This window comes from Metapseudomonas resinovorans (genome assembly GCF_002003485.1).
Classification (GTDB): Bacteria; Pseudomonadota; Gammaproteobacteria; order Pseudomonadales; family Pseudomonadaceae; genus Metapseudomonas; species Metapseudomonas resinovorans_D.
On record NZ_BDMA01000084.1, the window covers coordinates 77,964 to 97,625 of the forward strand.

The following is a 19,662-nucleotide window of genomic DNA, read 5'->3' on the forward strand; positions in this document are numbered from 1 at the left end:
TCGCGCGATGAGTTGATGCTATGCCGTTTAATTGCGCATGTACACGTTTATGTCGATTGAAAATACGCATTGCGCAATAGTGGCGTAATAAAAATACGCATTGCGCCATAGTGGCACGCCTGATGCACCAAGGCGGAAAGCAGCCGGAAAGGCCCGTGCTAAAGCGGGTGGAGGCGAGAGAGGGGGCGGATCAGTGGATGCGATGCGCGAAAATGGCGCGGAGAGAAATGCGCAATGCGCGAAGGGTTGCAGCGTGAAATGCGCAAAACGCGGACGAATGGTCGAAGGAATGGTGGCGTTGCGGAGGAGGTTCAACCCGTAGGGTGCGCCATGCGCACCGGTTCGGCGTCAATTGACGGGGCAGTAGTAGACCCCAACATCGCTGGTGCGCGCGGCGCACCCTACGAGTCTGAATTCAGCTCATTCTTCGGTCGGCTGCACCGACGGAATGGTGAAGCGGATCTTGTGTACCTTCACTTCCTGCATCATCCGCACGTCCTGCACGCCGGGCAGGCTGCGCACTTTCTGTTGCAGGCCCCAGAGGGTCTCGTCGTCGCGACAGAGGACCTGCACGCAGATGTCGGCGGTGCCGAGGGTGGTGGACAGGTAGCTGACTTCACTCCAGCGGCCGAGGGTGTCGACCACCCGATCGTGATCCTGCGGGGCGACGGAGACGAAGAACAGCGCGAGTTTGGCCTGGCCCAGCTTGGAGGGATTGGTGAAGGCGAGGATCTGCAGGATGCCTTGGTCCTGCAGCCGCTTCACTCGGGTTCGGACCGTGGCTTCGGGAACCGACAGGTTGCGCGCGACTTCGCGGAAGGCGCGGCGCCCGTCCTCCTGAAGTTCGCGAACGATTTCATAGTCCAGTGGGTCGAGAATCGAAGTGGGCATGGGTCCTGGGCTTCCCTGGCTGGGCCGTACGGTGGAAAGCCCCGAGGCTACCAGATTTGCGCCATTTCAGAAGCGGGTCGAGGCATGCCGTTTTGCAACAAAACCCAGCTGCGGACTCCTGCGAGTAGGGTGCGCCGTGCGCACCGGCGTTTAAGCACCGCGGGGGAGATTATCGGTGCGCGCAGCGCACCCTACCGCCATCCAAAGCGCAATGATTCCTGTGGGGGCGAATTCAATCGTCCCCACAGGAGCCAATACGACCTTCACCTCAACGACGGGTGATCACCACCTCCACGTATTCGCTGGGCACGATCAGCGACTCGGGGCCGGCACGGTTGTAGCGTTCGAGCAGCTCCATCAGGTCACGTTCCAGGGCGGCTGCGCCATCTTCGGGGAGGGCGGCGAAAGCCTTGTGCACTGGGCCGTACCAGGTACGGAAAACTTCGAGGAAGTGGGCTGCCGACTGGTAGCGGAAGTTGTGCAGTCGTCGCGCCACCGAAATCTCGCGGGCGCTGTCGTCGAACAGTTCGCGCAGGTGGCTCTCCACGCCCCAGAGAGACGGAGGCTGCACGCCGGGTGGCGGGGGCAGGTGGCGGCCGAGGGTCTTGAACACCTGGCCGATGAAACCGTCCGGGGTCCAGTTGGCCAGGCCGATGCGTCCACCAGGGCGGCAGACCCTGGCCAGTTCGGAAGCGGCCTTGGCCTGGTCGGGGGTGAACATCACCCCGAAGGTGGACAGCACCACGTCGAAACTGGCGTTGGCGAAGGGGAGATTCTCGGCGTCGGCCGCCTGGAAGTTCACCTCCAGACGCTCGGCGCGGGCACGCTCCTGGCCACGTTCCAGCAGAGCCGCTACATAGTCGGTCGAGGTCACCCGTCCGCCTCGGCGCGCGGCGGCCAGGGTGGCGTTGCCATTGCCGGCCGCGACGTCCAGCACGGTTTCGCCGTGGCGTAGGTCGCAGGCTTCGGCGAGCAGTTCGCCGACCAGCTGAAGGGTGGTGCCGATGACGGCGTAGTCGCCGCTGGCCCAGGAGGCCATTTGTTTGCTTTTCAGTGCATTCAGATCAATTGCGGAAGTCATTTCGGGGCTCATTCTGCTGTGGTCGGGTCGATGGTCGAGCTGATGCGGGAAATGCGGCTGACGGGGAATCCACCACGCTGGGCGTGTTCGCGGATCAGCTCCTCGTCGTTGGCGATGTAAACGCAGTACAGCTTGTCGTCGGTGACGTAGCTCTGGACCCACTGCACCTCTGGTCCGATTTCCTTGAGTACCCGGCAGGACTTCTGCGAGATGGCTTTGAGGTCTCGTTCCGTGAGTTTTCCAGCGTCCGGTATCTCTCTTTCAATGAGGAACTTGGGCATGGGGACCTCTGTTTCTTGGCGTTTTGGGTGTTGCCGGCACGCCTTGGGTACAACGGGCAGCAAGGACGTGCTGGGCAAAACTATCCGCCTCAAAAGGGGCACCGTCCTATCCGAGCGTCGGCAAGGGTTGCTTGATCGTCCGTACGGAGCCATTTATCCGACGAAACGCTGCCCGTCCCCGCGACCGACCAGAATTTCAGAATTGCGCTGGAGGTTCGGGCTGATGGATGCACTGTCGGAAACCCTGCGCGTCGTCCACCTGGTCGGCGCCATCTTCATCAATGCACGCTTCAGCGCTCCCTGGTGCTACCAGTCGCCACGCGCCGATACGGTGGCGCCGCTGCTCGAGCCGGGCGCCGAGCGCGTGGTGATCTTCCACCTGATCACCGACGGCGAGTGCTTCGTCGAAATCGGCCAGGAGCAGCCCGTGCGGCTCTCGGCCGGTGACGTGGTGCTGTTTCCCCAGGGCGACGCCCATCGCATGACGTCGCAGCCTGGCTTGCCGCCGGCCAAGGGTGGGCGACTTGATGAAGTGCTGGCGCGCCGTCCCCGGCAACTGGCCTATGGCGGTGGCGGGGCGATCACGCGGTTGGTCTGCGGCTACCTGGCCTGCGATGCGCGCTTGGCGGACATACTCTTGGCCGGGTTGCCCTCCCTGGTGCGCGTCAACGTGCGGGGGGCCAGCGCCGGTCCCTGGCTGGAGGCGTCCGTGCGCTACGCCCTCACGGAAGCCAAGTCACCCCGCCCGGGTGGCGAAGGGGTGCTGGCCAAGCTGGCGGAAGTGCTCTTTATAGAAGTGCTGCGCCTGTACATGAACGAGCAGGCCGATGGCCGCACCGGCTGGCTGGCGGGGCTGGGGGACCGGATCGTCGGCTCGGCGCTGACGGCCCTGCACAAGTGCCCGGCCCAGGCCTGGACCCTGGAAGAACTGGCGCGCACTGCCGGCACCTCGCGCTCGGTACTCGCCGAACGCTTCCAGCTTCTGGTGGGTAGCTCGCCTATGCAGTACCTCACCCAGTGGCGCATGCTCCTGGCCGCCAATCTGCTCAGCCGCAGCAATGCCCCACTGGCGCGTATCGCCGAGGACGTCGGCTACCAGACCGACACGGCCTTCAGTCGTGCCTTCCGCCGTGAGTTCGGTGCGCCGCCGGCCGCCTGGCGGCGAAGCCGGGCCAGGGGCATTGCGGCCGGCTAGTCCATCACTGCGTGGGTCTGCGGCGCGCCGGATGTTTTCGGCGGCTTGCGCAGGAACAGCAGCAACGGCAGGGAGGCGAGGGTGACGAACATCATCAGGCGGAAGTCCTGCAGGTACGCGAGGATGGTCGCCTGGCGCGTCACGTCCAGGTTCAACGCCACCAATCCCGCCGGGCTGGACAGGTCGACTGCGCCACTTTCGGTCGCCTGGGTCAGGGCCTGGTTGAAAGGCGTCATGTAGTCGCTGAAGGCTGCGTGGTTGATCTGTGTGCGCTGGGCCAGATAGCTGATCACCAGGGAGATGCCGATCCCGCTGCCAACGTTACGCATCAGGCTGAACAGCGCGGTGCCCTCGTTGCGGTAGCGCGGCGCCAGGGTGGAGAAAGTCAGGGTGGACAGCGGCACGAAGATCAGCCCCAGACCGAAGCCCTGGACCATGCCACTGCGGACGATGGCGAAGCTGCTGACTTGATCGGTGAACTGGGTCATTTCCCACAGCGAGAAGGCGGTGAGCACCAGGCCCAGGCCGATCATTCCCCGTGGGTCGAAACGGTTGATCAAGCGGCCCACCAGCATCATCGCGGCCATGGTGCCCAGACCGCGTGGCGCGATCAGGTTGCCCACGTCCAGCACCGGGTAGCCCATCAGGTTCTGCATGAATGGTGGCAGCAGGGTCATGGTGGCGAACAGCATGATGCCCACGATGAAAATGAACATCAGGCCGATGCTGAGGTTGCGGTCGCGGAACATGGCCGGGTCGATAAAGGGTTCGCGGTGGGTCAGCACATGGACGATGAACAGATAGAGACCAAGCCCCGCCAGGACCGCCTCGACGAGGATTTCGGGGCTGTGGAACCAGTCCTGGGATTCGCCCCGGTCCAGCATCAGTTGCAGGGCGCCGATGGCCAGGGCGAGTAGCGCGAAGCCGAGCAGGTCGAAGCGGCGTTCCCGTTCGATGGGGGTTTCCTTGAGGAAGGCGGTCAGGCCGAACCAGGCCAGCAGGCCGAAGGGCAGGTTGATGTAGAACACCCAGCGCCAGTCGTAGTACTCGGTGAGCCAGCCACCGAGGCTGGGCCCGAGAATCGGGCCGACCATCACACCCACGCCCCAGATGGCCATGGCCGAGCCGTGCTGTTCAGTCGGGTAGGTATCCAGCAGGACCGCCTGGGACAGCGGCACCAGGCTGGCGCCGAACACGCCCTGGAGCAGGCGGAACAGGACGATCTGCTCCAGGCTCTGCGCCGCGCCACAGAGCATCGAGGCGATGGTGAAGCCGACGATGGACCACATGAACAGCCGTTTGCGGCCAAAGCGCGCGGCGATGAATCCGGTCAGCGGCATGCAGATGGCGGCGGCGACTATATAGGACGTCAGCACCCAACTGATCTGGTCCTGGGTGGTGCCCATGCTGCCCTGCATGTGCGGCAGGGCGACGTTGGCAATGGTGGTATCCAGCGCCTGCATGATGGTGGCCAGCATCACCGATAAAGTGATCAGCCAGCGGTGCGAGGCGGCGTCGCGGGAGTGGGTCGCCTTCATGGTCAGGGCAGCAGGTTGGCAAGGCTGCGTCGGTGGCCCGTGTCGATCTCCACCACCGCACTGAGGCCGGCGCGCAGGGGCGGGAGCTTGGCATCGGGTCGCAACTCGATGCGCACCGGAACCCGCTGCGCCACCTTCACCCAGTTTCCGGTGGCGTTTTGCGCCGGCAGTACCGAGAACTCCGATCCAGTGGCCGGGCTCAGGCTTTCCACCTCGCCGTGCCAGGTGGTGTCCGGGTAGATGTCGAAGCGCACGTCGACCGACTGGCCGGGGCGCACGTAGGTCAGGTCCTTCTCGGGGAAGTTGGCTTCCACCCAGAGCTTGTCATCCACCACCAGGGTCATGGCGGTGTTGCCGGCGCTGATGTACTGGCCGGGCTGCGGCACCTTGCTGATGCTGCCGGGCAGCGCGGCGCGGACTTCGGAGCGTTGCAGGTCGAGGCGGGCCTGCTCCAGTTCGGCCTGGGCGCTGAGGTAGCTCGGGTGTTGTTCCACCGGCACATCCGGGCTGCCGCCGAGGTTCTCGGCGATGCGCTTGAGGTCGTGCTCGCGGGCGTCGATTTCCTGTTCGGCGATCTGGGTGGCCTGGCGCGACTCATCGAGCCTGGCCGGGGAGAGATAGCCCTTTTGCGCAAGGTTGGCCTGGCGCTGCAGGTCCTTCTCGGCATAAGCGTGACGGGTGCGGGCCAGGGCCAACTCGGAAGATTTTTCCTGGTAGCCGGCTTTCAGGGCGGCGAGGTCGGTGCGTACCTGGGCCAATCGCGCCTCGGCTCTGGCAATGGCGATGCGGACGCTCGCCGGGTCGATACGGAACAGCACCTGCCCGGCGTCCACCCGATCGTTCTCACGGGTCAGTACCTCGGTGATGGTGCCGGATACATCGGCACTGATCGGCACTTTGTCGGCCTTGGCGTAGGCATTGTCGGTCTCGACAAAGCGACCGCCATGGAGATAGGCGGCCAGCCCAAGGCCCACGGCAAGAAGGGGAACGACGCCCATCAGCAGCAGGCGTTTGCTGCGGGGATTGCTGGCGGTCGCTGCGTCCTGTTCCGGAACGATGACCGTGTGGGTGTTCATGGCGTTGCGCTTCCTTTTTGGAATCAACGGGAAGAAAGGTTGCTGCGCATCTTGCGCAGGGCACTGGCGAGCGCGTCCTCTTCAGCCTCGCTGAAGCCTTGCAGTGCCACGGCGAGCATCGCGCCGCCAGCGGTGCGGATGTCGTCCAGCGCCTGGTCAGCTTGCGGGCGCAGGTAGAGCCGATAGGCGCGGCGGTCATCGGGATCGGGGCGGCGCTCCACCAGCTCGGCCTGCTCCAGCTGGTCCAGCAAGCGCGCTAGGGTGATGGGCTTCACCTCCAACTGGTCGGCCAGCTCGACCTGGCGGCAACCTTCGTTACGCGCGACATGCGCTAGCGCGCGGGCCTGGGCGAGCGTGAGGCTGCTGCCGGTGATGCGTTGCTCGAAGGAGCGGCGCATCAGGCGGGAAGCATCGGTGAGGAGGAAGCCGATGCTCTCTTCGAGGCGGGGCATGATGTGGTGTCCATATAATAAGCGTTGCTTACTATATGGGCGTGACTGATCAGTCGTCAAAAACTGGATGAGCGGCTCTGCCTTTGACGATTCCGATGCTCGGGCTAACAGGATGAAGCCGATCCGGTAGGGTGCGCCGTGCGCACCGGCAGTTTAACGGGGTGCTGAATCCGATCCCGGAATCGGTGCGCACAGCGCACCCTACGATCCAGACCGAGCGGTATTCGCGCTTACCCGTGCCGAGCGCGGCTTGCCTGCACCACCCGGTGGGCTGGCACTTTCAGCTGCGTCAGCAGGTACTCGGCAAACTCAGGGGAGAAGGGCTGCTGGGCGATGGCGCGCTCCATGCAGTCCAGCCAGGCGCCGCTGAGGGATTCGTCGATGGGCCACTGGGCGTGGAAGGAGGGTATGGAGATGGAGCCGTACTTCTCGCTGAACAGCTTTGGGCCGCCCAGCCAGCCGCTGAGGAAACAGGCCAGCTTGTCGCGGGATTGCTCCAGGCTGTCCGGGTGCAGGCGACGCAGGTTGGCGGCTTCCGGCAGTTCGTCCATCAGCCGGTAGAAATCGTCCACCAGCCGTTGCAGGCCGTCTATTCCGCCAGCGGCCTGGTAGGAGGCATCGCCGGTGCCAAAGGGAAGCGTGTTGCTCATGGAAGCTGACCGTCAGGAAATCCGGGTCGGCATCATACCCGCCGCGCCACCCGAAGTCCGTCCGGTTGGTCGTCTCGTTCCTCGAGGAACTCGGTGGGTTCGGCGCCATTGGCGTTGAGCTGGAAGATGCGCGCTGGGCGTCCTTCAGTATCGAAGAACACCTGCCCGAGCCCGGCGGAGTTCCACAACCGTTCACCGGCCTTGCTGTGTGCCGGCGTGCGCGGCATCACTTTCATTGGCCGCCGCTTGGTGAACCAGTTCAACGGCGAGCGTGGCGAGTAGAGCCAGCGGTTTAGGCGGTCGAACACATCCAGCAGGCGCCGTGGGAATTCGTTCTTGATGCCGCTGCTGGTGATCTGCCAGATCTTCGGGCCCTGCTGACGATGGCGGATCAGCACTTCGTAGACGAAGGAGTAATGCACGTCGCCGGAGAGGATCACGTAGGACCCCGGCGTGCGCGAGTGACGGAAGATGTTCAGGATCACCTGGGCCGCGCCGCGATGGGCCATCCAGTTCTCCGCATCCACCAACAGCGGCTGGCCGAAGGCGCTGAAGACCCGCTGGACCGTCTCGATCAGCTTGACCCCGAAGACCGGCGCCGGGGAAACGATGATCGCTGACGGATGATCCAGCAGTTCCTGTTGCAGTTCGCTCAGGGCTTCCCAATCCAGCAGGCCGGATGGCCGGGCGAGGTCGATCTCGCTACGCCAGCGGCGGGTCCGGGTATCCAGCACCACCAGCGCTGGCGTGGTGGGGAGCACGTATTGCCAGTGGTTGAAGGTGATCAGACGGTCGATCAAGCCGTCCAGAGCCGCGCTGTCGAGATGGTTGTCATTGGCGGCGGTGGCTGCCAGCGCCTCGGTCTTGTCCAGCACCTCACTGAACGCCGCGGGATCGTTGCCCCAGCCCTGGCAGAGCATGTAGGCCACCAGCGCGTTGCCGATGATGCGCTTGGAGAACGGATGACCATAGGCCGTCAGTTCCCACTGCGCCGAGAGGTTCCAATCGTCGGTGATGTCATGGTCGTCGAAGATCATCAGCGTCGGCAGGTGGGCGAACACCCGCGCGGCACCGGGCAGCCCGGCGCGGAAATCGGTCAGCCGGCCTTCTTCCAGGCGGTAGCGTTCGGCTTCCTTGGCGTCGAGGGTGGGCATCCGTGGTTCGATCAGCGTCCAGGGCACCGGCGACCAGACCAGCACGTACATGGCCAGCACCTCGGCCAGGGTCACCAGGTGGTTCTCTGCATTGGCACTGGTGAAGATGGGTTTGCGGGCACCGCCGAAGAAACGCTCGCGCAGGGTCTCGTTGCTTTCCAGCGCGGGGAGCAGGTCCGCCCGGTGGTAGTAGCATGCGGCATGGCCATACAGCGCCGCGCTGTCGCTGACAATCGCCCCCTCCAGCCGCTCGTCGAACAATTCCAGTCGCGCGATCAACTGGTGAATGGCGCGCAGCATCGGCCCCGCTACATCATCGGTGTAGACCTGGTCGCCGCTGAGCATCAGCAGGGCCGGGCGTTGCTCCGGCGCTGGATTGGCAGCCAGCAGGCGGTCGGCACAGAGCAGGCCGTCGTTGGCCGGGAAGTGCGGCTTGCGGCAGGAGCCGTGGAGCAACTGGTCGATGCGCGAACGCAGGACGAAGCTTGGCTGGGTTGCGTGCTCATGGACCAGGTGCGGTGCCCACTGGCCGATGCCCACGCCATCGATCAACAGGTCGTAATCCACCTGCTGGTCGAGGGGCAGGGAGTTCTCCAGTCGCAGGTCGATCAGGTGCACGAACGCGTGCCGGCCGAAAGGAATCACCCGGCAGCTGTCCTCGCCCAGCGGATACTCGACACCACCCTCCAGGGACAGCCTCAGCACCGGCGCCAACCGGCGCGAGCCCACCAGCCAGAACACCAGGCGGCGCGCTTCGATGCGGCGCAGCATGGGGCCGGCGAGAACGGCGGGGAGGTTTTCCGGGGGCGGGACTGCGGACATCGGGACGACGGGCCTGTACGGGAGGGCGCAACAGGATACCGCGAGTGGTGGCGGGCGCCGAAGCGGATCTCCCGCGTCTGCTGCCGAGCCGTTGCGCATGGCGCACCCTACCCGAAGGCGCGGAGCCGATCGTAGGGTGCGCCACGCGAACCACCCAGGGCGGTCATTGCTGCTGCCTCGCCGCCCGCGCGAACTCGATGAAGGCCTTGAGCACCGCCGGTACCTGGCGCCGGCTGGGGTAATAGAGGTGCAGGCCGGGGTAGTAGGGGCACCAGTCTTCCAGTACCTGCACAAGGCGCCCTTCAGCGATGTACCCGGCCACCATTTCCTCGAATACGTACGCCAGTCCGACGCCTTCCAGGGCCGGTCCGACCATCAGGCCCACGTCGCCGAGGGTGAGGGGACCGTCCACTTCGATCTCCAGTTGCATGCCGCCGCGCTCGAACTCCCAGCGATAGAAGTTGCTACTGGGGAAACGATGTCGGATGCAGGGCAGACCGCGGAAGTCCTCGGGTTTGCGTGGCACGGGATGACGCTCGAAGAAGTCCGGCGACGCCACCACAACCGAACGCATGTAGGGCCCGATGGGCAGGGACACCATATCGGCCTTCAGCCGCTCACCGAAGCGCACGCCTGCGTCGTAGCCGGCGGAGACCACGTCCACCAGCGCATCATCGGCGGAGATTTCCAGGCTCACATCCGGGTACGCCGCCAGAAAACGACTCGCCAGCGGCAGCAGTACCAGTTGCGCAGCAGCGCGGCCGGCACTGATCCGCAGGGTGCCGGACGGCGTGTCGCGGAACTGGTTGAGGTCTTCCAGGGCGTCGTCGATATCGCGGAAGGCCGGCTTGATGCGTGCGTACAGGCGCTCGCCGGCTTCGGTGAGTGCCACGCTGCGGGTGGTGCGGTTGAACAGGCGCACCCCGAGGCGTTCTTCCAGGGCGCGCAGGGCGTGGCTGAGGGCTGACGGCGAAAGCCCGAGTTCAACAGCCGCGCGGCTGAAGCTGAGGTGGGCGGCGATGCTCAGGAAGATGTTCAGGTCCGCGGCGGATACGGGTTTCATTGGTGAATCCTGCTCAATAGCTCAAGCGAGCTTATTGGGATTTTCACAGGAGTAAAGGCGCGCCGAAGTGAACGTAGCCAATGAAACGGAAAGCGGACCGACCCGCTGTACGCAAGGCAGGCTTGGGCTAGAGTGGAACCTCACATTTCATTGGCAAGGAGGCCGCCATGCCCAGTCTTCCCATGTATTTCCCTTCGGCGTTTTCCCTCACCCAGGCGCTGCAATGCGCCAACCTGGTGGAAGCGGCCTACGACCAGTACGAGCAATGGTTGCAGCAGGACAAACCGCGAAAACCTTCTGACTTCAACTGGCAGCCGCCGAGCATGAGTGGCTGGAGCTTCTCCGCGCCGATCTGGAGCATCCTCAGCGAGCTGAAGTACATCAACGAGTCCGAGCCCTTCGGCTTTGCCGCGAGTGACCCCAGCGGTGCGGTGTACCTGGTGTTTCGCGGGACCGAGTCGGCGCAGGACTGGGTGGATGACCTGGAGGCGAAGCAGGTTGCGTACCCCTGGCAGTCGGGCATAGGCCAGGTCCACCAGGGTTTCCTGAAGCTCTACACCTCCCTGCGCGACCAGGCCCTGCAAGCACTGGATGTCCTGCAGCCGGGCGGTGACCTCTGGGTCTGCGGCCACAGCCTGGGTAGCGCACTCGCCAGCCTGGCGGTGCTCGACCTGCATACCCAATGGCCTGACCAGCCGCTGCAGCACTACAACTTCGCCAGCCCGCGCGTGGTCGACCCGACCTTCGCCGCCTATTACAACGGTCTGAACATCCCCACCTACCGCGTCGTCAACGACAGTGACCTGGTGCCCGAGGTGCCGCCGGGCGTGACCGATACCTGGGTCTACCAGCACCTGGGCCAGGCCGTGACCTTCACCGCCAGCTACAGCAGCTTCGCCGGTGACCACAGCATGGCGGACTGTTACCTCTATGCAATCGACAATCCCAATGCACCGATGAAGGGGTGAGAAGCGGCTACAGCGATTTCACCGCTTCCTCGATCAACGCGAATATCTCCCCGGGCCGCGATGCCAGCGAGGCATGGCTGGCGTCCAGGGTAATGGTCTTCCTGGCCTGGATGCGTTCGGCCATCCAGGCCTGGGTAGCAGGGGGAATCATGTGGTCGCCCGATGACACCTGATACCAACTGGGCTTGCTGCGCCACGCCGGCGCTCCGGCCTTGTCCTCGAAGCAGCGCGCGGCAATGGGTTTCTGGGTGACCGCCATGACCTGGGCGTCTCGCTCGGGCAGGTCGGCGCAGAAATTGGCGTGGAAGCTGTCGCCCGCCAACCAGAGAAAACCCTCCGGATCGGGACGGATGCCGCTGGCGCCTTGGGGCGGTTCGGCGCGGGCGAAGATGCCACCCAGGCTGTCGTCTTCATCCGGCGCGAAGGCAGCGACGAATACCAGTCCGACCACATTGGCCGCGTGTCCGGCCCCCGAGATCACCGCACCGCCATAGGAATGCCCCACCAGCAGCGTCGGGCCGCCGAGGGATTCGGCCAGCTTGCGGGTGCGCGCCACGTCGTCGGCCAGTGACGTGAGCGGGTTCTGCACTGCCCTGACCGGGTAACCGGCATCCAGCAGCAGCGGAATCAATTCACGCCAATGCGAGGCATCGCCCCAGGCACCGTGGACCAGCAGGATATTGGGAAGGTTGGCCATGAGCGGACTCCTCGCATGCAGGGGCGTCTGCCAAGACTAGCCAGCCATGGATCGGCTGCCTGCGTAGGCGTCACCGACCATCGGATAGCGGGCTCAGGTCAGCACGTAGTCGACGGGTTCCAGTGGCGGCGGCAGGTCGCGCTGGCCTAGCGCATCGAGGATTTCCCGCTCCAGGGTGCGCACCATCGAGTCCGTGGCGAGGTCGTTCTCGTCGCGTCCGAACGGGTCTTCGAGCTGGTCGCCGATGGCATCCAGGCCGAAGAAGGTGTAGGCGACGATGATGGTGATGATCGGCGTCAGCCAGCCCAGGGTTCCGGCCATTGCGAAGGGCAGCAGCAGGCAGAAGATGTAGCTGGTGCGGTGGAGCAGCAGGGTATAGGGGAAGGGCAGCGGCGTGGTCTTGATCCGCTCGCAGGTGGCCTGGGCCGAGCTGAGACCGGACAGGCGCGCTTCCAGCAGGGTGTAGCGCCACTCATTGAGTTCCCCCTGGCCGGCCAGGTGCGCGCATTGGCCGCCGATCCGCCGCAGGATGCCGTCGCTGGTGTTGAGTCCATAGGCGCCGGGTTCTTCGCTGAGCCAGGGGCGCGCCGCAGCCTGTTCATCTTCGCCGCGCAGTCGTGCATTGAGCGCGTGGGCGAATCCGCACAGCTCGCGCAGCATGGCCTCGCGCAGGTGCGCATCGCTGATCGCCACGCTCTGGCGGACGAATGAGCGGACCTCGATGATGATCTGCCCCCAGGCCTTGCGGCCTTCCCACCAGCGGTCGTAGCAGGCGTTGTTGCGAAAGCTCAGGAAAATCGACAACGACAGCCCGAGCAGGGTGAAGGGCATGGCATTGATGCGGGTGAACCAGCCCGGATGCAGGCGCTCGATGACCACGATGAGGCAGGCGAGCAGGGTGATCAGCAAGGTGCGCAGGGCAATGTGCCGCGCGATGGAGCCCTTCAGCGCGGTGAGGATTATCAGCAGGTTGGGTTTAGGGCGGACGATCATCGGGTAGGGGCGTCGGGCTGTTCGAGAAGCGAAAGCTAAGGCTGCGGCGGGCGTTACGTCCAATCGCTATTGATGACCGGGTCATCGATGCTGTTTATGAGCCGCACGAGACAACGCTGGATTCTGTGTGGCAGGCATAGATGGCATCGATGATGAGACGCGGCACCTGGGAGGCGCCGCGTCGGTGTAGCGGTGAGCTCAAAGGCCTAGTTCGGACAAGCTCGGGTGGTCGTCAGGACGACGGCCCAGGGGCCAGCGGAATTTGCGTTCGGTTTCCTTGATGGGCAGGTCGTTGATGCAGGCGTAGCGATTGAACATCAGCCCGTTCTCGTCGAACTCCCAGTTTTCGTTGCCGTAGGAGCGGAACCAGTTGCCCGAGTCGTCATGCCATTCGTAGGCATAGCGCACGGCGATGCGGGTGTCGGAATGGGCCCAGAGCTCCTTGATCAGCCGGTACTCGTGTTCCTTGGCCCACTTGCGGGTGAGGAAGGCCTTGGCTTCGGCGCGGTTGAAGGCGAACTCCGCGCGGTTGCGCCACTTGGTATCCAGGGTATAGGCGAGGGAGACCTTCTCCGGATCACGGCTGTTCCAGCCATCCTCGGCCAGGCGCACTTTCAGGATGGCCGAATCACGGGTGAAAGGGGGAAGCGGCGGACGAACTTCAGCGTTAGAGGACATGGATAGTCTCCAATACAAATAGAAGGTTCAAAGTTTGAAGTTGCCCGCTCGATAACTTCCTATTTCCCCAGCAGCGTTTTCGCTACTTGCTGCGCAGTATCTGCCGAGTTGTTATCACCGAGTACATGGGCAACGGTAATGGCACCGTCGATCAGGACTAATAACTGCCTGGCCAGGGCGTCCGCATCGACGGCTCCATATTGCTGGCAAATCCCGAGTACGAATTCGAGCAACTTTTCTTTGTGCTCCTTGGCAACCAGGCGAACGGGGTCCTGAGGGTCACCCGTTTCACCTGCGGTATTGATGAAGGCGCAGCCCCTGAAGCCATCCGACTCGAACCAACCCTTGAGCACGCTGAACATCTGCAGCAACTGTGCTTCGGGCGTTTCGACCTTTTCGACTTCGTTTCTGAACCAGTTCATCCAGCGCTCGTCACGCTGCCTCAATACCTCTGCTACCAATTCGTCCTTGGTTCCGAAGTATTTATAGATGCTCTTGCGCGAAACTCCGGAAGTCTTGACCAGGAGGTCCATGCCAGTGGCATTGATACCGTTCCTGTAAATCAGGTCTTCGGCGGTTTCGAGAAGTTTATCTCTGACATCGGTAGTTGATTTGCTGTCCATGTGAAAGATGGTAGAACGATCGTTCTCCACGAGCAAGCCTCTTTTCTGAAAAAGGTATGAACGGTCTTCCGATGGATGAAATCCATGGGGTCATCGCGCCCATCCATCGTTGCCGAAGTGTAATCCCATGCCACCTGAAAGCAGCGTTTGCGGGGAGCCGGGCAGCCCGCAACCAGCGACTATACTTCCCACGAAATCAGCCACTGGGGGAACAGAGGCCGAGCTTCCGGCCATACCGGGAGCCGGAAAGCGATTTGTTGCACCGATGACCGTCGCACACAGCCACTGTGCACGAGCATCAGGAACGAGGCGACGGGCACATGGCGATTGCAATCATCCTGATCATCATCGTTGTCGCGTCCGTGCTGTTCCATCTCCTGGCGCCCTGGCACCTGACCCCCGCTGCCTCCAACTGGGGGGCCATCGATACCACGCTGCTCATCACCCTAATCATCACGGGCGTGTTCTTCGTCGCCATCGTCGGTTTCATGGTGGTGGCGATCATCCGCTTTCGTCACCGCGAAGGCCGCCGTGCGAAGTACGAGCCGGAGAGTCGCAAGCTGGAGTGGTGGCTCACCATCATCACGTCCATCGGCATCATGGGCATGCTGGCGCCGGGGCTGGTGGTGTACAGCGACTTCGTCCAGGTGCCGAAGGAAGCCTACCCGCTGGAGGTGATCGCCCAGCAATGGCAGTGGGCCTTCCGCTTTCCCGGCCAGGACGGCCAGCTCGGCCGCGCCGACGTGAAATGGGTCAATGCAGGCAACCCGTTGGGGCTGGACCCGGAAGACCCGCTTGGCCAGGACGATGTGCTGATCAAGAACAACGAGGTGCGTCTGCCGCTGGACCGCCCGGTGAAAGTGCTGCTGCGCTCGAAGGATGTGCTGCACAACTTCTACATCCCGCAGATTCGCGGAAAGATGGACATGGTTCCCGGCATGGTCTCGCACTTCTGGTTCACCCCGACGGTGGCCGGCCAGTACGAAATTCTCTGCGCGGAGTTCTGCGGCGTCGGGCACTACAACATGCGCGGCATGATGGTCGCCGAGCCGGCCGCCGCCTTCGACCAGTGGCTGGCCGCCCAGCCTACGTTCGCCCAGTCTCTTGCATCTGCCAGCAAGCCCAGCCAGGGCGGCCTGATCGAGAAGGGTCGCCAGCTCGCAGAAACCTACGGGTGCCGCGCTTGCCACAGCCAGGACGGCAGTTCCAGCCTGGGGCCAGGCTGGAAGGATCTTTACGGACGTGAAGAAAAGCTGGCCGATGGCAGTAGCGTCAAGGTGGACGACGCCTACCTGAAGGAGTCCATCCTCGATCCCAAGGCCCGGTTGGTGCAGGGATTTCCGCCGGTGATGGTGCCCTATACTTTCAACCAGGATGAGCTGGCCGCCCTGATTGCGTTCATCCAGTCGCTGAGCGCCGCTGGGCAGAAGGAGCAGGGTGCCCCTGGCGCGAGCGGCGGTGCAGTGGAGCAGGGCCGGCAAGTGGCCGAGTCGCTGGGTTGCCTGGCTTGTCACACCATCGACGGCAGCCAGGGCGTGGGACCTGGATGGCAAGGTTTGTACGGCAAGACCGAGACGCTTGCCGATGGCAGCCAGGTGAAGGTGGACGATGCCTACCTCAAGGCCTCGGTACTCCAGCCCGCAGCTGCCCTGGTCAAGGGGTATCCACCGGTGATGCCGGTCTTCACCCCGAGCGAGCCCGACCTGGAAGCGATCATCGCCTTCATCAAGTCCAGGGCCAATCCCGACGCCGCGAAGCAGGAACAGGCGCCATAGAACCGGACGGACCCGTTGCGTTACGGAGGGCTTCCAATGGCCCACGTCGAGCATGACGAAGCCGAGGCGCTGCACGAGCCGACGAGCTTCTTCACGCGCTACATCTGGAGCCAGGACCACAAGGTCATTGCCATCCAGTATTCCCTGACCGCGATCTTCGTCGGCCTGATCGCCCTGGTGTTGTCCGGGCTGATGCGCATGCAGATCGGCTTTCCCGGCAGCCTCGAGTTCATGGACCCGGCCACCTATTACCAGGCCATGACCATGCACGGGATGATCATGGTGATCTACCTGCTGACGGCACTGTTCCTCGGCGGTTTCGGCAACTACCTGATCCCGCTGATGGTGGGCGCGCGGGACATGGTCTTCCCCTACGTCAACATGCTCAGCTTCTGGTTCTACCTGCTCTCGGTACTGGTCCTGCTGTCCAGTTTCTTCGTGCCGGGTGGGCCGACAGGGGCGGGGTGGACGCTCTATCCGCCCCAGGCCATTACCCAGGGCACGCCGGGGACGGAATGGGGCATCGTGCTGATGCTGGTGTCCCTGGCGATCTTCATCGTCGCCGCCACCATGGGCGGTCTGAACTACGTCACCACCGTCCTGCAGGCCCGTACCCACGGCATGACGCTCTTCCGCATGCCGCTCTCGGTATGGGGCATCTTCATGGCGTCGATCCTTGCGCTGCTGGCCTTCCCGGCGCTGTTCGTCAGCGCGGTGATGATGCTGTTCGACCGTCTGCTCGGCACCAGCTTCTTCATGCCGGCGGTGATTTCCATGGGCCAGGCGCTGGACCACCAGGGCGGCAGCCCGATCCTCTTCCAGCACCTGTTCTGGTTCTTCGGCCACCCTGAGGTCTACATCGTTGCACTGCCAGCCTTCGGCCTGGTGTCGGACCTGATCAGCACCCACGCGCGCAAGAACATCTTCGGCTATCGGATGATGGTCTGGGCAATCGTCGCCATTGGTGTGCTGAGCTTCGTGGTCTGGGCGCACCACATGTACGTCAGTGGGATGAATCCGTATTTCGGCTTCTTCTTCGCCGTCACCACCTTGATCATTGCCGTGCCCACGGCCCTCAAGGTCTACAACTGGACCCTGACCCTCTGGCACGGCGATATCCATCTGACGGTGCCGATGCTCTTCGCCCTGGCCTTCATCGTCACCTTCCTCGTGGGTGGGCTGAGCGGGCTGTTCCTCGGCAATGTGATCGTCGATATCCCGCTATCGGATACCTACTTCGTGGTGGCCCACTTCCACATGGTGATGGGCGTTGCGCCGATCCTCGTGGTGTTCGGTTCCATCTACCACTGGTTCCCGAAGATCACTGGACGAATGCTCAATGATCACATTGGCAAGCTGCATTTCTGGATCACCTTCCTGGGCACCTACGCCATCTACTTCCCCATGCACTACTTGGGGTTCCTCGGTATGCCGCGGCGCTACTACGCCTACCCGGACTACCAGTTCATCCCGCAGTCGGCCCAGGAGCTGAACGCCTTCATCACCATCGCAGCGCTGACTGTGGGGGCGGCGCAACTACTGTTCCTGTTCAACCTGGCCTGGAGCACCTTCAAGGGCCGACCTGCGGGTGGCAATCCGTGGAAGGCCGCCAGCCTCGAATGGCAGACCCCGGATACGCCGCCCGTGCATGGCAACTGGCGGGAGAAACTGCCGGTGGTGCACCGCTGGGCTTATGACTACAGCGTGCCGGGCGTCGAGCAGGACTTCGTGCCGCAGACGGTTTCGGAAGAAGAATTGGAGCGCATGCGCGCAGGGAATGGCGAGACGACTCCCAAGGAGAAACGGCCATGAGCACGCAACTCTGGAAAAATGCAGATGGTGGCGAGCCCGGTGGTTGGAGTCCGGGCGACACCGACGGACCCGAAGTGCCGATCCAGGATCGCTACCGCACCGCGAAAGTCGGCCTGGCGGTGTTCCTGGGCGTGGTGACGGTGCTGTTCCTGCTGTTCCTGCTGGCCTTCATCATCCGCTCCCAGGTTTCTGACTGGCGTCCGCTGACCGATCCGCTGGCGCCGTTGGCCCATCCGTGGATGCTCTGGGTGAATACAGCGCTGCTGGCACTTGGCAGCGGCTGTCTGCAATGGGCCAAGGTGGCTGGGGAACGTAACCAGGCGAGCACTGCGGGCCTGGCGTTCCTCCTCGGCGGTGCCTTTGCCGTGGCCTTCCTGGCGGGCCAGCTTTGGGTCTGGCAGCAATTCGCCGCCTTTGGGTACTTCGTTTCGGGCAATCCGGCCAACAGCTTCTTCTATCTGCTGACCGGCCTGCATGGGGTGCACCTGGCCGGTGGCTTGGTGGCCTGGGCGATGGTCGGGCTACGCATGCTGCGCCCCGGCCCGAGCGAACGGCTACGGACCGGCATGGCGTTGTGTGCGTTCTACTGGCACTACCTGCTGGGGTTGTGGCTGGTGCTCTTCGCACTGCTGACCAGCACGCCGGAAACCTATCAGGCCATCGCGGCCTTCTGCGGGCTGAGGTAACGCCATGGCCACTCCACGGGAAACTCCGGCCCCCAGCACCTGGCGCGCCATCGCCACTGATTGGTCCTCGGATCGCGACGCCTTCAAGCAGGTGCCTTGGGGCAAGGCGATGATGTGGATCTTCCTGCTCAGCGACACCTTCATCTTCACCTGCTTCCTCACCGGCTACATGTCGGTGCGCATCAGCACCACTGCCACCTGGCCCAATCCGAGCGAAGTCTTCGCCCTGACCATCGGTGGCACAAGCATTCCCCTGATTCTCATCGCCATCATGACCTTCGTGCTGATCAGCAGCAGCGGCACCATGGCCATGGCGGTGAACTTCGCCTACCGCCGCGAACGGGTACGCTGCGCAGCCCTGATGCTGGCCACTGCGGCCTGTGGCGCCACCTTCGTCGGCATGCAGGCATTCGAATGGAGCAAGCTCATTTCCGAAGGCGTGCGGCCCTGGGGCAACCCCATGGGTGCGGCGCAATTCGGCGCCTGCTTCTTCATGATCACTGGCTTCCATGGACTGCACGTGTCGGTGGGCGTCATCTATCTCTGCACCGTGGCCTTCAAGGTGCTGCGTGGGGACTACGAGCAACGCGGGAACTACCAGATCGTCGAAATCGCCGGACTTTACTGGCACTTCGTGGATCTGGTCTGGGTCTTCATCTTCGCGTTCTTCTACCTGTGGTAGAGCAGGGGAGACATGAGATGGCGCATGCACAGGGTCAACAACATCCGATCAGCCTGTACCTGAAGATCTGGGGGCTGCTGTTCATCCTCAGCACCCTGTCTTATCTGGTGGACTACTTCCACTTCGTCGGCCTGTTCCGCTGGTCGATGATCCTCATCCTGATGCTGCTGAAGGCGGGGTTGATCGTCTCGATCTTCATGCACATGGCATGGGAGCGCCTGGCACTGGTCTACGCCATCCTGGTGCCGCCGCTGTGCCTGCTGGTGCTGGTGGGGCTGATGGCTGCCGAGGCCGATTATGTGTTCTTCACTCGGGGGATGTTCCTGGGGCAGTAGCCACGAGCATTTGAATTCGTTGCTTTTCGTCGGTTGGGTCGGGCGGCGTTCCGCGAGCGAAGCGAAACCCAACGATTCGCGGTCGAGCCCCCTGTTGGGCCTCGTTCCTCGGACCAACCTACGGCAGGACTGCGTCCTGCTTGGCGAATGAATTCGCCCCTACAGGAGAGCGTCGATCCATTTGTGGGAGCGAATTCATTCGCGATTGGC

Annotated in this window: 20 protein-coding genes; 7 read left to right on the top strand and 13 right to left on the bottom strand. The window is 63.5% G+C overall.

The genetic code is table 11. The annotated features are described in order from the left end of the window. Nucleotides 1-420 precede the first annotated feature (420 nt). The 3 genes from MnOB_RS23055 to MnOB_RS23065 all read right to left on the bottom strand — a co-directional run bounded on the left by MnOB_RS23055 (nt 421) and on the right by MnOB_RS23065 (nt 2,253). The gene (locus MnOB_RS23055) at nt 421-891 is read right to left on the bottom strand and encodes an Lrp/AsnC family transcriptional regulator (protein WP_077526626.1); all 471 of its coding nucleotides are present in this window, start codon (nt 889-891) and stop codon (nt 421-423) included. Nucleotides 892-1,159: 268 nt separating this feature from the next. Then, the gene (locus MnOB_RS23060; RefSeq protein ID WP_077526627.1) at nt 1,160-1,972 is read right to left on the bottom strand and encodes a class I SAM-dependent methyltransferase; all 813 of its coding nucleotides are present in this window, start codon (nt 1,970-1,972) and stop codon (nt 1,160-1,162) included. Nucleotides 1,973-1,980: 8 nt separating this feature from the next. Next, nucleotides 1,981-2,253, bottom strand: a complete 273-nt coding sequence (locus tag MnOB_RS23065) for a DUF4242 domain-containing protein (protein ID WP_077526628.1) — start codon at nt 2,251-2,253, stop codon at nt 1,981-1,983. A 223-nt stretch (nt 2,254-2,476) separates the two neighbouring features. On the opposite strand from MnOB_RS23065, the gene MnOB_RS23070 reads away from it, so the two are divergent. Next, the gene (locus MnOB_RS23070) at nt 2,477-3,448 is read left to right on the top strand and encodes an AraC family transcriptional regulator (protein WP_077526629.1); all 972 of its coding nucleotides are present in this window, start codon (nt 2,477-2,479) and stop codon (nt 3,446-3,448) included. On the opposite strand, the gene MnOB_RS23075 is transcribed toward MnOB_RS23070, so the two are convergent. The 6 genes from MnOB_RS23075 to MnOB_RS23100 all read right to left on the bottom strand — a co-directional run bounded on the left by MnOB_RS23075 (nt 3,445) and on the right by MnOB_RS23100 (nt 10,203). Next, nucleotides 3,445-4,986, bottom strand: a complete 1,542-nt coding sequence (locus MnOB_RS23075; RefSeq protein ID WP_077526631.1) for a DHA2 family efflux MFS transporter permease subunit — start codon at nt 4,984-4,986, stop codon at nt 3,445-3,447. The two genes, MnOB_RS23070 and MnOB_RS23075, sit on opposite strands and share 4 nt — an antisense overlap. A 2-nt stretch (nt 4,987-4,988) precedes the next feature. Then, nucleotides 4,989-6,062 (bottom strand): HlyD family secretion protein, encoded by a 1,074-nt coding sequence (locus MnOB_RS23080; RefSeq protein WP_077526632.1) that lies wholly within the window; start codon nt 6,060-6,062, stop codon nt 4,989-4,991. Between the two features lie 23 nt (nt 6,063-6,085). Further along, nucleotides 6,086-6,514: a MarR family winged helix-turn-helix transcriptional regulator gene (locus MnOB_RS23085; protein WP_077526634.1), complete on the bottom strand. Its 429-nt coding sequence runs from the start codon at nt 6,512-6,514 to the stop codon at nt 6,086-6,088. A gap of 230 nt (nt 6,515-6,744) precedes the next feature. Continuing rightward, a complete protein-coding gene (locus MnOB_RS23090) occupies nt 6,745-7,164 on the bottom strand; it encodes a group II truncated hemoglobin (protein ID WP_077526635.1) in 420 nt (139 codons plus the stop codon). Nucleotides 7,165-7,196: 32 nt separating this feature from the next. After that, nucleotides 7,197-9,140 carry an alkaline phosphatase D family protein gene (locus MnOB_RS23095; protein ID WP_077526637.1) on the bottom strand — a complete coding sequence of 648 codons (1,944 nt, stop codon included), beginning with the start codon at nt 9,138-9,140 and terminating at the stop codon, nt 7,197-7,199. 163 nt (nt 9,141-9,303) lie between these two features. After that, on the bottom strand, nt 9,304-10,203 hold the full coding sequence (locus tag MnOB_RS23100; RefSeq protein ID WP_077526639.1) for a LysR family transcriptional regulator: 900 nt from the start codon (nt 10,201-10,203) through the stop codon (nt 9,304-9,306). 167 nt (nt 10,204-10,370) lie between these two features. On the opposite strand from MnOB_RS23100, the gene MnOB_RS23105 reads away from it, so the two are divergent. Further along, nucleotides 10,371-11,171 (top strand): lipase family protein, encoded by an 801-nt coding sequence (locus MnOB_RS23105; protein ID WP_077526640.1) that lies wholly within the window; start codon nt 10,371-10,373, stop codon nt 11,169-11,171. Between the two features lie 7 nt (nt 11,172-11,178). Here MnOB_RS23105 and MnOB_RS23110 read toward each other — a convergent pair whose 3' ends face one another. The 4 genes from MnOB_RS23110 to MnOB_RS23125 form a co-directional block, all read right to left on the bottom strand. Beyond that, nucleotides 11,179-11,868, bottom strand: coding sequence for an alpha/beta fold hydrolase (locus tag MnOB_RS23110; RefSeq protein WP_077526641.1), 690 nt, complete (start codon nt 11,866-11,868; stop codon nt 11,179-11,181). A 93-nt stretch (nt 11,869-11,961) separates the two neighbouring features. Continuing rightward, nucleotides 11,962-12,861: a bestrophin family protein gene (locus MnOB_RS23115; protein ID WP_077526642.1), complete on the bottom strand. Its 900-nt coding sequence runs from the start codon at nt 12,859-12,861 to the stop codon at nt 11,962-11,964. Nucleotides 12,862-13,059: 198 nt separating this feature from the next. Continuing rightward, nucleotides 13,060-13,539 carry a nuclear transport factor 2 family protein gene (locus tag MnOB_RS23120; protein ID WP_077526643.1) on the bottom strand — a complete coding sequence of 160 codons (480 nt, stop codon included), beginning with the start codon at nt 13,537-13,539 and terminating at the stop codon, nt 13,060-13,062. Between the two features lie 59 nt (nt 13,540-13,598). Continuing rightward, nucleotides 13,599-14,162, bottom strand: coding sequence for a TetR/AcrR family transcriptional regulator (locus MnOB_RS23125; protein WP_077526659.1), 564 nt, complete (start codon nt 14,160-14,162; stop codon nt 13,599-13,601). Between the two features lie 320 nt (nt 14,163-14,482). Between MnOB_RS23125 and MnOB_RS23130 the strand changes: the two genes are divergently transcribed. The 5 genes from MnOB_RS23130 to MnOB_RS23150 are packed head-to-tail and all read left to right on the top strand — an operon-like array spanning nt 14,483 to nt 19,452. After that, nucleotides 14,483-15,937: a cytochrome c oxidase subunit II gene (locus MnOB_RS23130; protein WP_077526644.1), complete on the top strand. Its 1,455-nt coding sequence runs from the start codon at nt 14,483-14,485 to the stop codon at nt 15,935-15,937. A 36-nt stretch (nt 15,938-15,973) separates the two neighbouring features. Next, the gene (gene ctaD / locus MnOB_RS23135; protein ID WP_077526645.1) at nt 15,974-17,749 is read left to right on the top strand and encodes a cytochrome c oxidase subunit I; all 1,776 of its coding nucleotides are present in this window, start codon (nt 15,974-15,976) and stop codon (nt 17,747-17,749) included. After that, nucleotides 17,746-18,435, top strand: a complete 690-nt coding sequence (locus MnOB_RS23140) for a cytochrome c oxidase subunit 3 (RefSeq protein ID WP_077526646.1) — start codon at nt 17,746-17,748, stop codon at nt 18,433-18,435. Before ctaD ends, MnOB_RS23140 begins: the two co-directional genes overlap by 4 nt. A gap of 4 nt (nt 18,436-18,439) precedes the next feature. Further along, nucleotides 18,440-19,117: a heme-copper oxidase subunit III family protein gene (locus MnOB_RS23145; RefSeq protein WP_077526647.1), complete on the top strand. Its 678-nt coding sequence runs from the start codon at nt 18,440-18,442 to the stop codon at nt 19,115-19,117. 17 nt (nt 19,118-19,134) lie between these two features. Further along, the gene (locus MnOB_RS23150; protein ID WP_077526648.1) at nt 19,135-19,452 is read left to right on the top strand and encodes a cytochrome C oxidase subunit IV family protein; all 318 of its coding nucleotides are present in this window, start codon (nt 19,135-19,137) and stop codon (nt 19,450-19,452) included. Nucleotides 19,453-19,662 lie beyond the last annotated feature (210 nt).

Excerpts from the sequence above, each read along its gene's own strand:
- MnOB_RS23055 (WP_077526626.1), bottom strand. The coding sequence starts at position 891 with ATGCCCACTTCGATTCTCGACCCACTGGACTATGAAATCGTTCGCGAA.
- MnOB_RS23060 (WP_077526627.1), bottom strand. The coding sequence starts at position 1,972 with ATGACTTCCGCAATTGATCTGAATGCACTGAAAAGCAAACAAATGGCC.
- MnOB_RS23065 (WP_077526628.1), bottom strand. The coding sequence starts at position 2,253 with ATGCCCAAGTTCCTCATTGAAAGAGAGATACCGGACGCTGGAAAACTC.
- MnOB_RS23070 (WP_077526629.1), top strand. The coding sequence starts at position 2,477 with ATGGATGCACTGTCGGAAACCCTGCGCGTCGTCCACCTGGTCGGCGCC.
- MnOB_RS23075 (WP_077526631.1), bottom strand. The coding sequence starts at position 4,986 with ATGAAGGCGACCCACTCCCGCGACGCCGCCTCGCACCGCTGGCTGATC.
- MnOB_RS23080 (WP_077526632.1), bottom strand. The coding sequence starts at position 6,062 with ATGAACACCCACACGGTCATCGTTCCGGAACAGGACGCAGCGACCGCC.
- MnOB_RS23085 (WP_077526634.1), bottom strand. The coding sequence starts at position 6,514 with ATGCCCCGCCTCGAAGAGAGCATCGGCTTCCTCCTCACCGATGCTTCC.
- MnOB_RS23090 (WP_077526635.1), bottom strand. The coding sequence starts at position 7,164 with ATGAGCAACACGCTTCCCTTTGGCACCGGCGATGCCTCCTACCAGGCC.
- MnOB_RS23095 (WP_077526637.1), bottom strand. The coding sequence starts at position 9,140 with ATGTCCGCAGTCCCGCCCCCGGAAAACCTCCCCGCCGTTCTCGCCGGC.
- MnOB_RS23100 (WP_077526639.1), bottom strand. The coding sequence starts at position 10,203 with ATGAAACCCGTATCCGCCGCGGACCTGAACATCTTCCTGAGCATCGCC.
- MnOB_RS23105 (WP_077526640.1), top strand. The coding sequence starts at position 10,371 with ATGCCCAGTCTTCCCATGTATTTCCCTTCGGCGTTTTCCCTCACCCAG.
- MnOB_RS23110 (WP_077526641.1), bottom strand. The coding sequence starts at position 11,868 with ATGGCCAACCTTCCCAATATCCTGCTGGTCCACGGTGCCTGGGGCGAT.
- MnOB_RS23115 (WP_077526642.1), bottom strand. The coding sequence starts at position 12,861 with ATGATCGTCCGCCCTAAACCCAACCTGCTGATAATCCTCACCGCGCTG.
- MnOB_RS23120 (WP_077526643.1), bottom strand. The coding sequence starts at position 13,539 with ATGTCCTCTAACGCTGAAGTTCGTCCGCCGCTTCCCCCTTTCACCCGT.
- MnOB_RS23125 (WP_077526659.1), bottom strand. The coding sequence starts at position 14,162 with ATGGACAGCAAATCAACTACCGATGTCAGAGATAAACTTCTCGAAACC.
- MnOB_RS23130 (WP_077526644.1), top strand. The coding sequence starts at position 14,483 with ATGGCGATTGCAATCATCCTGATCATCATCGTTGTCGCGTCCGTGCTG.
- ctaD (WP_077526645.1), top strand. The coding sequence starts at position 15,974 with ATGGCCCACGTCGAGCATGACGAAGCCGAGGCGCTGCACGAGCCGACG.
- MnOB_RS23140 (WP_077526646.1), top strand. The coding sequence starts at position 17,746 with ATGAGCACGCAACTCTGGAAAAATGCAGATGGTGGCGAGCCCGGTGGT.
- MnOB_RS23145 (WP_077526647.1), top strand. The coding sequence starts at position 18,440 with ATGGCCACTCCACGGGAAACTCCGGCCCCCAGCACCTGGCGCGCCATC.
- MnOB_RS23150 (WP_077526648.1), top strand. The coding sequence starts at position 19,135 with ATGGCGCATGCACAGGGTCAACAACATCCGATCAGCCTGTACCTGAAG.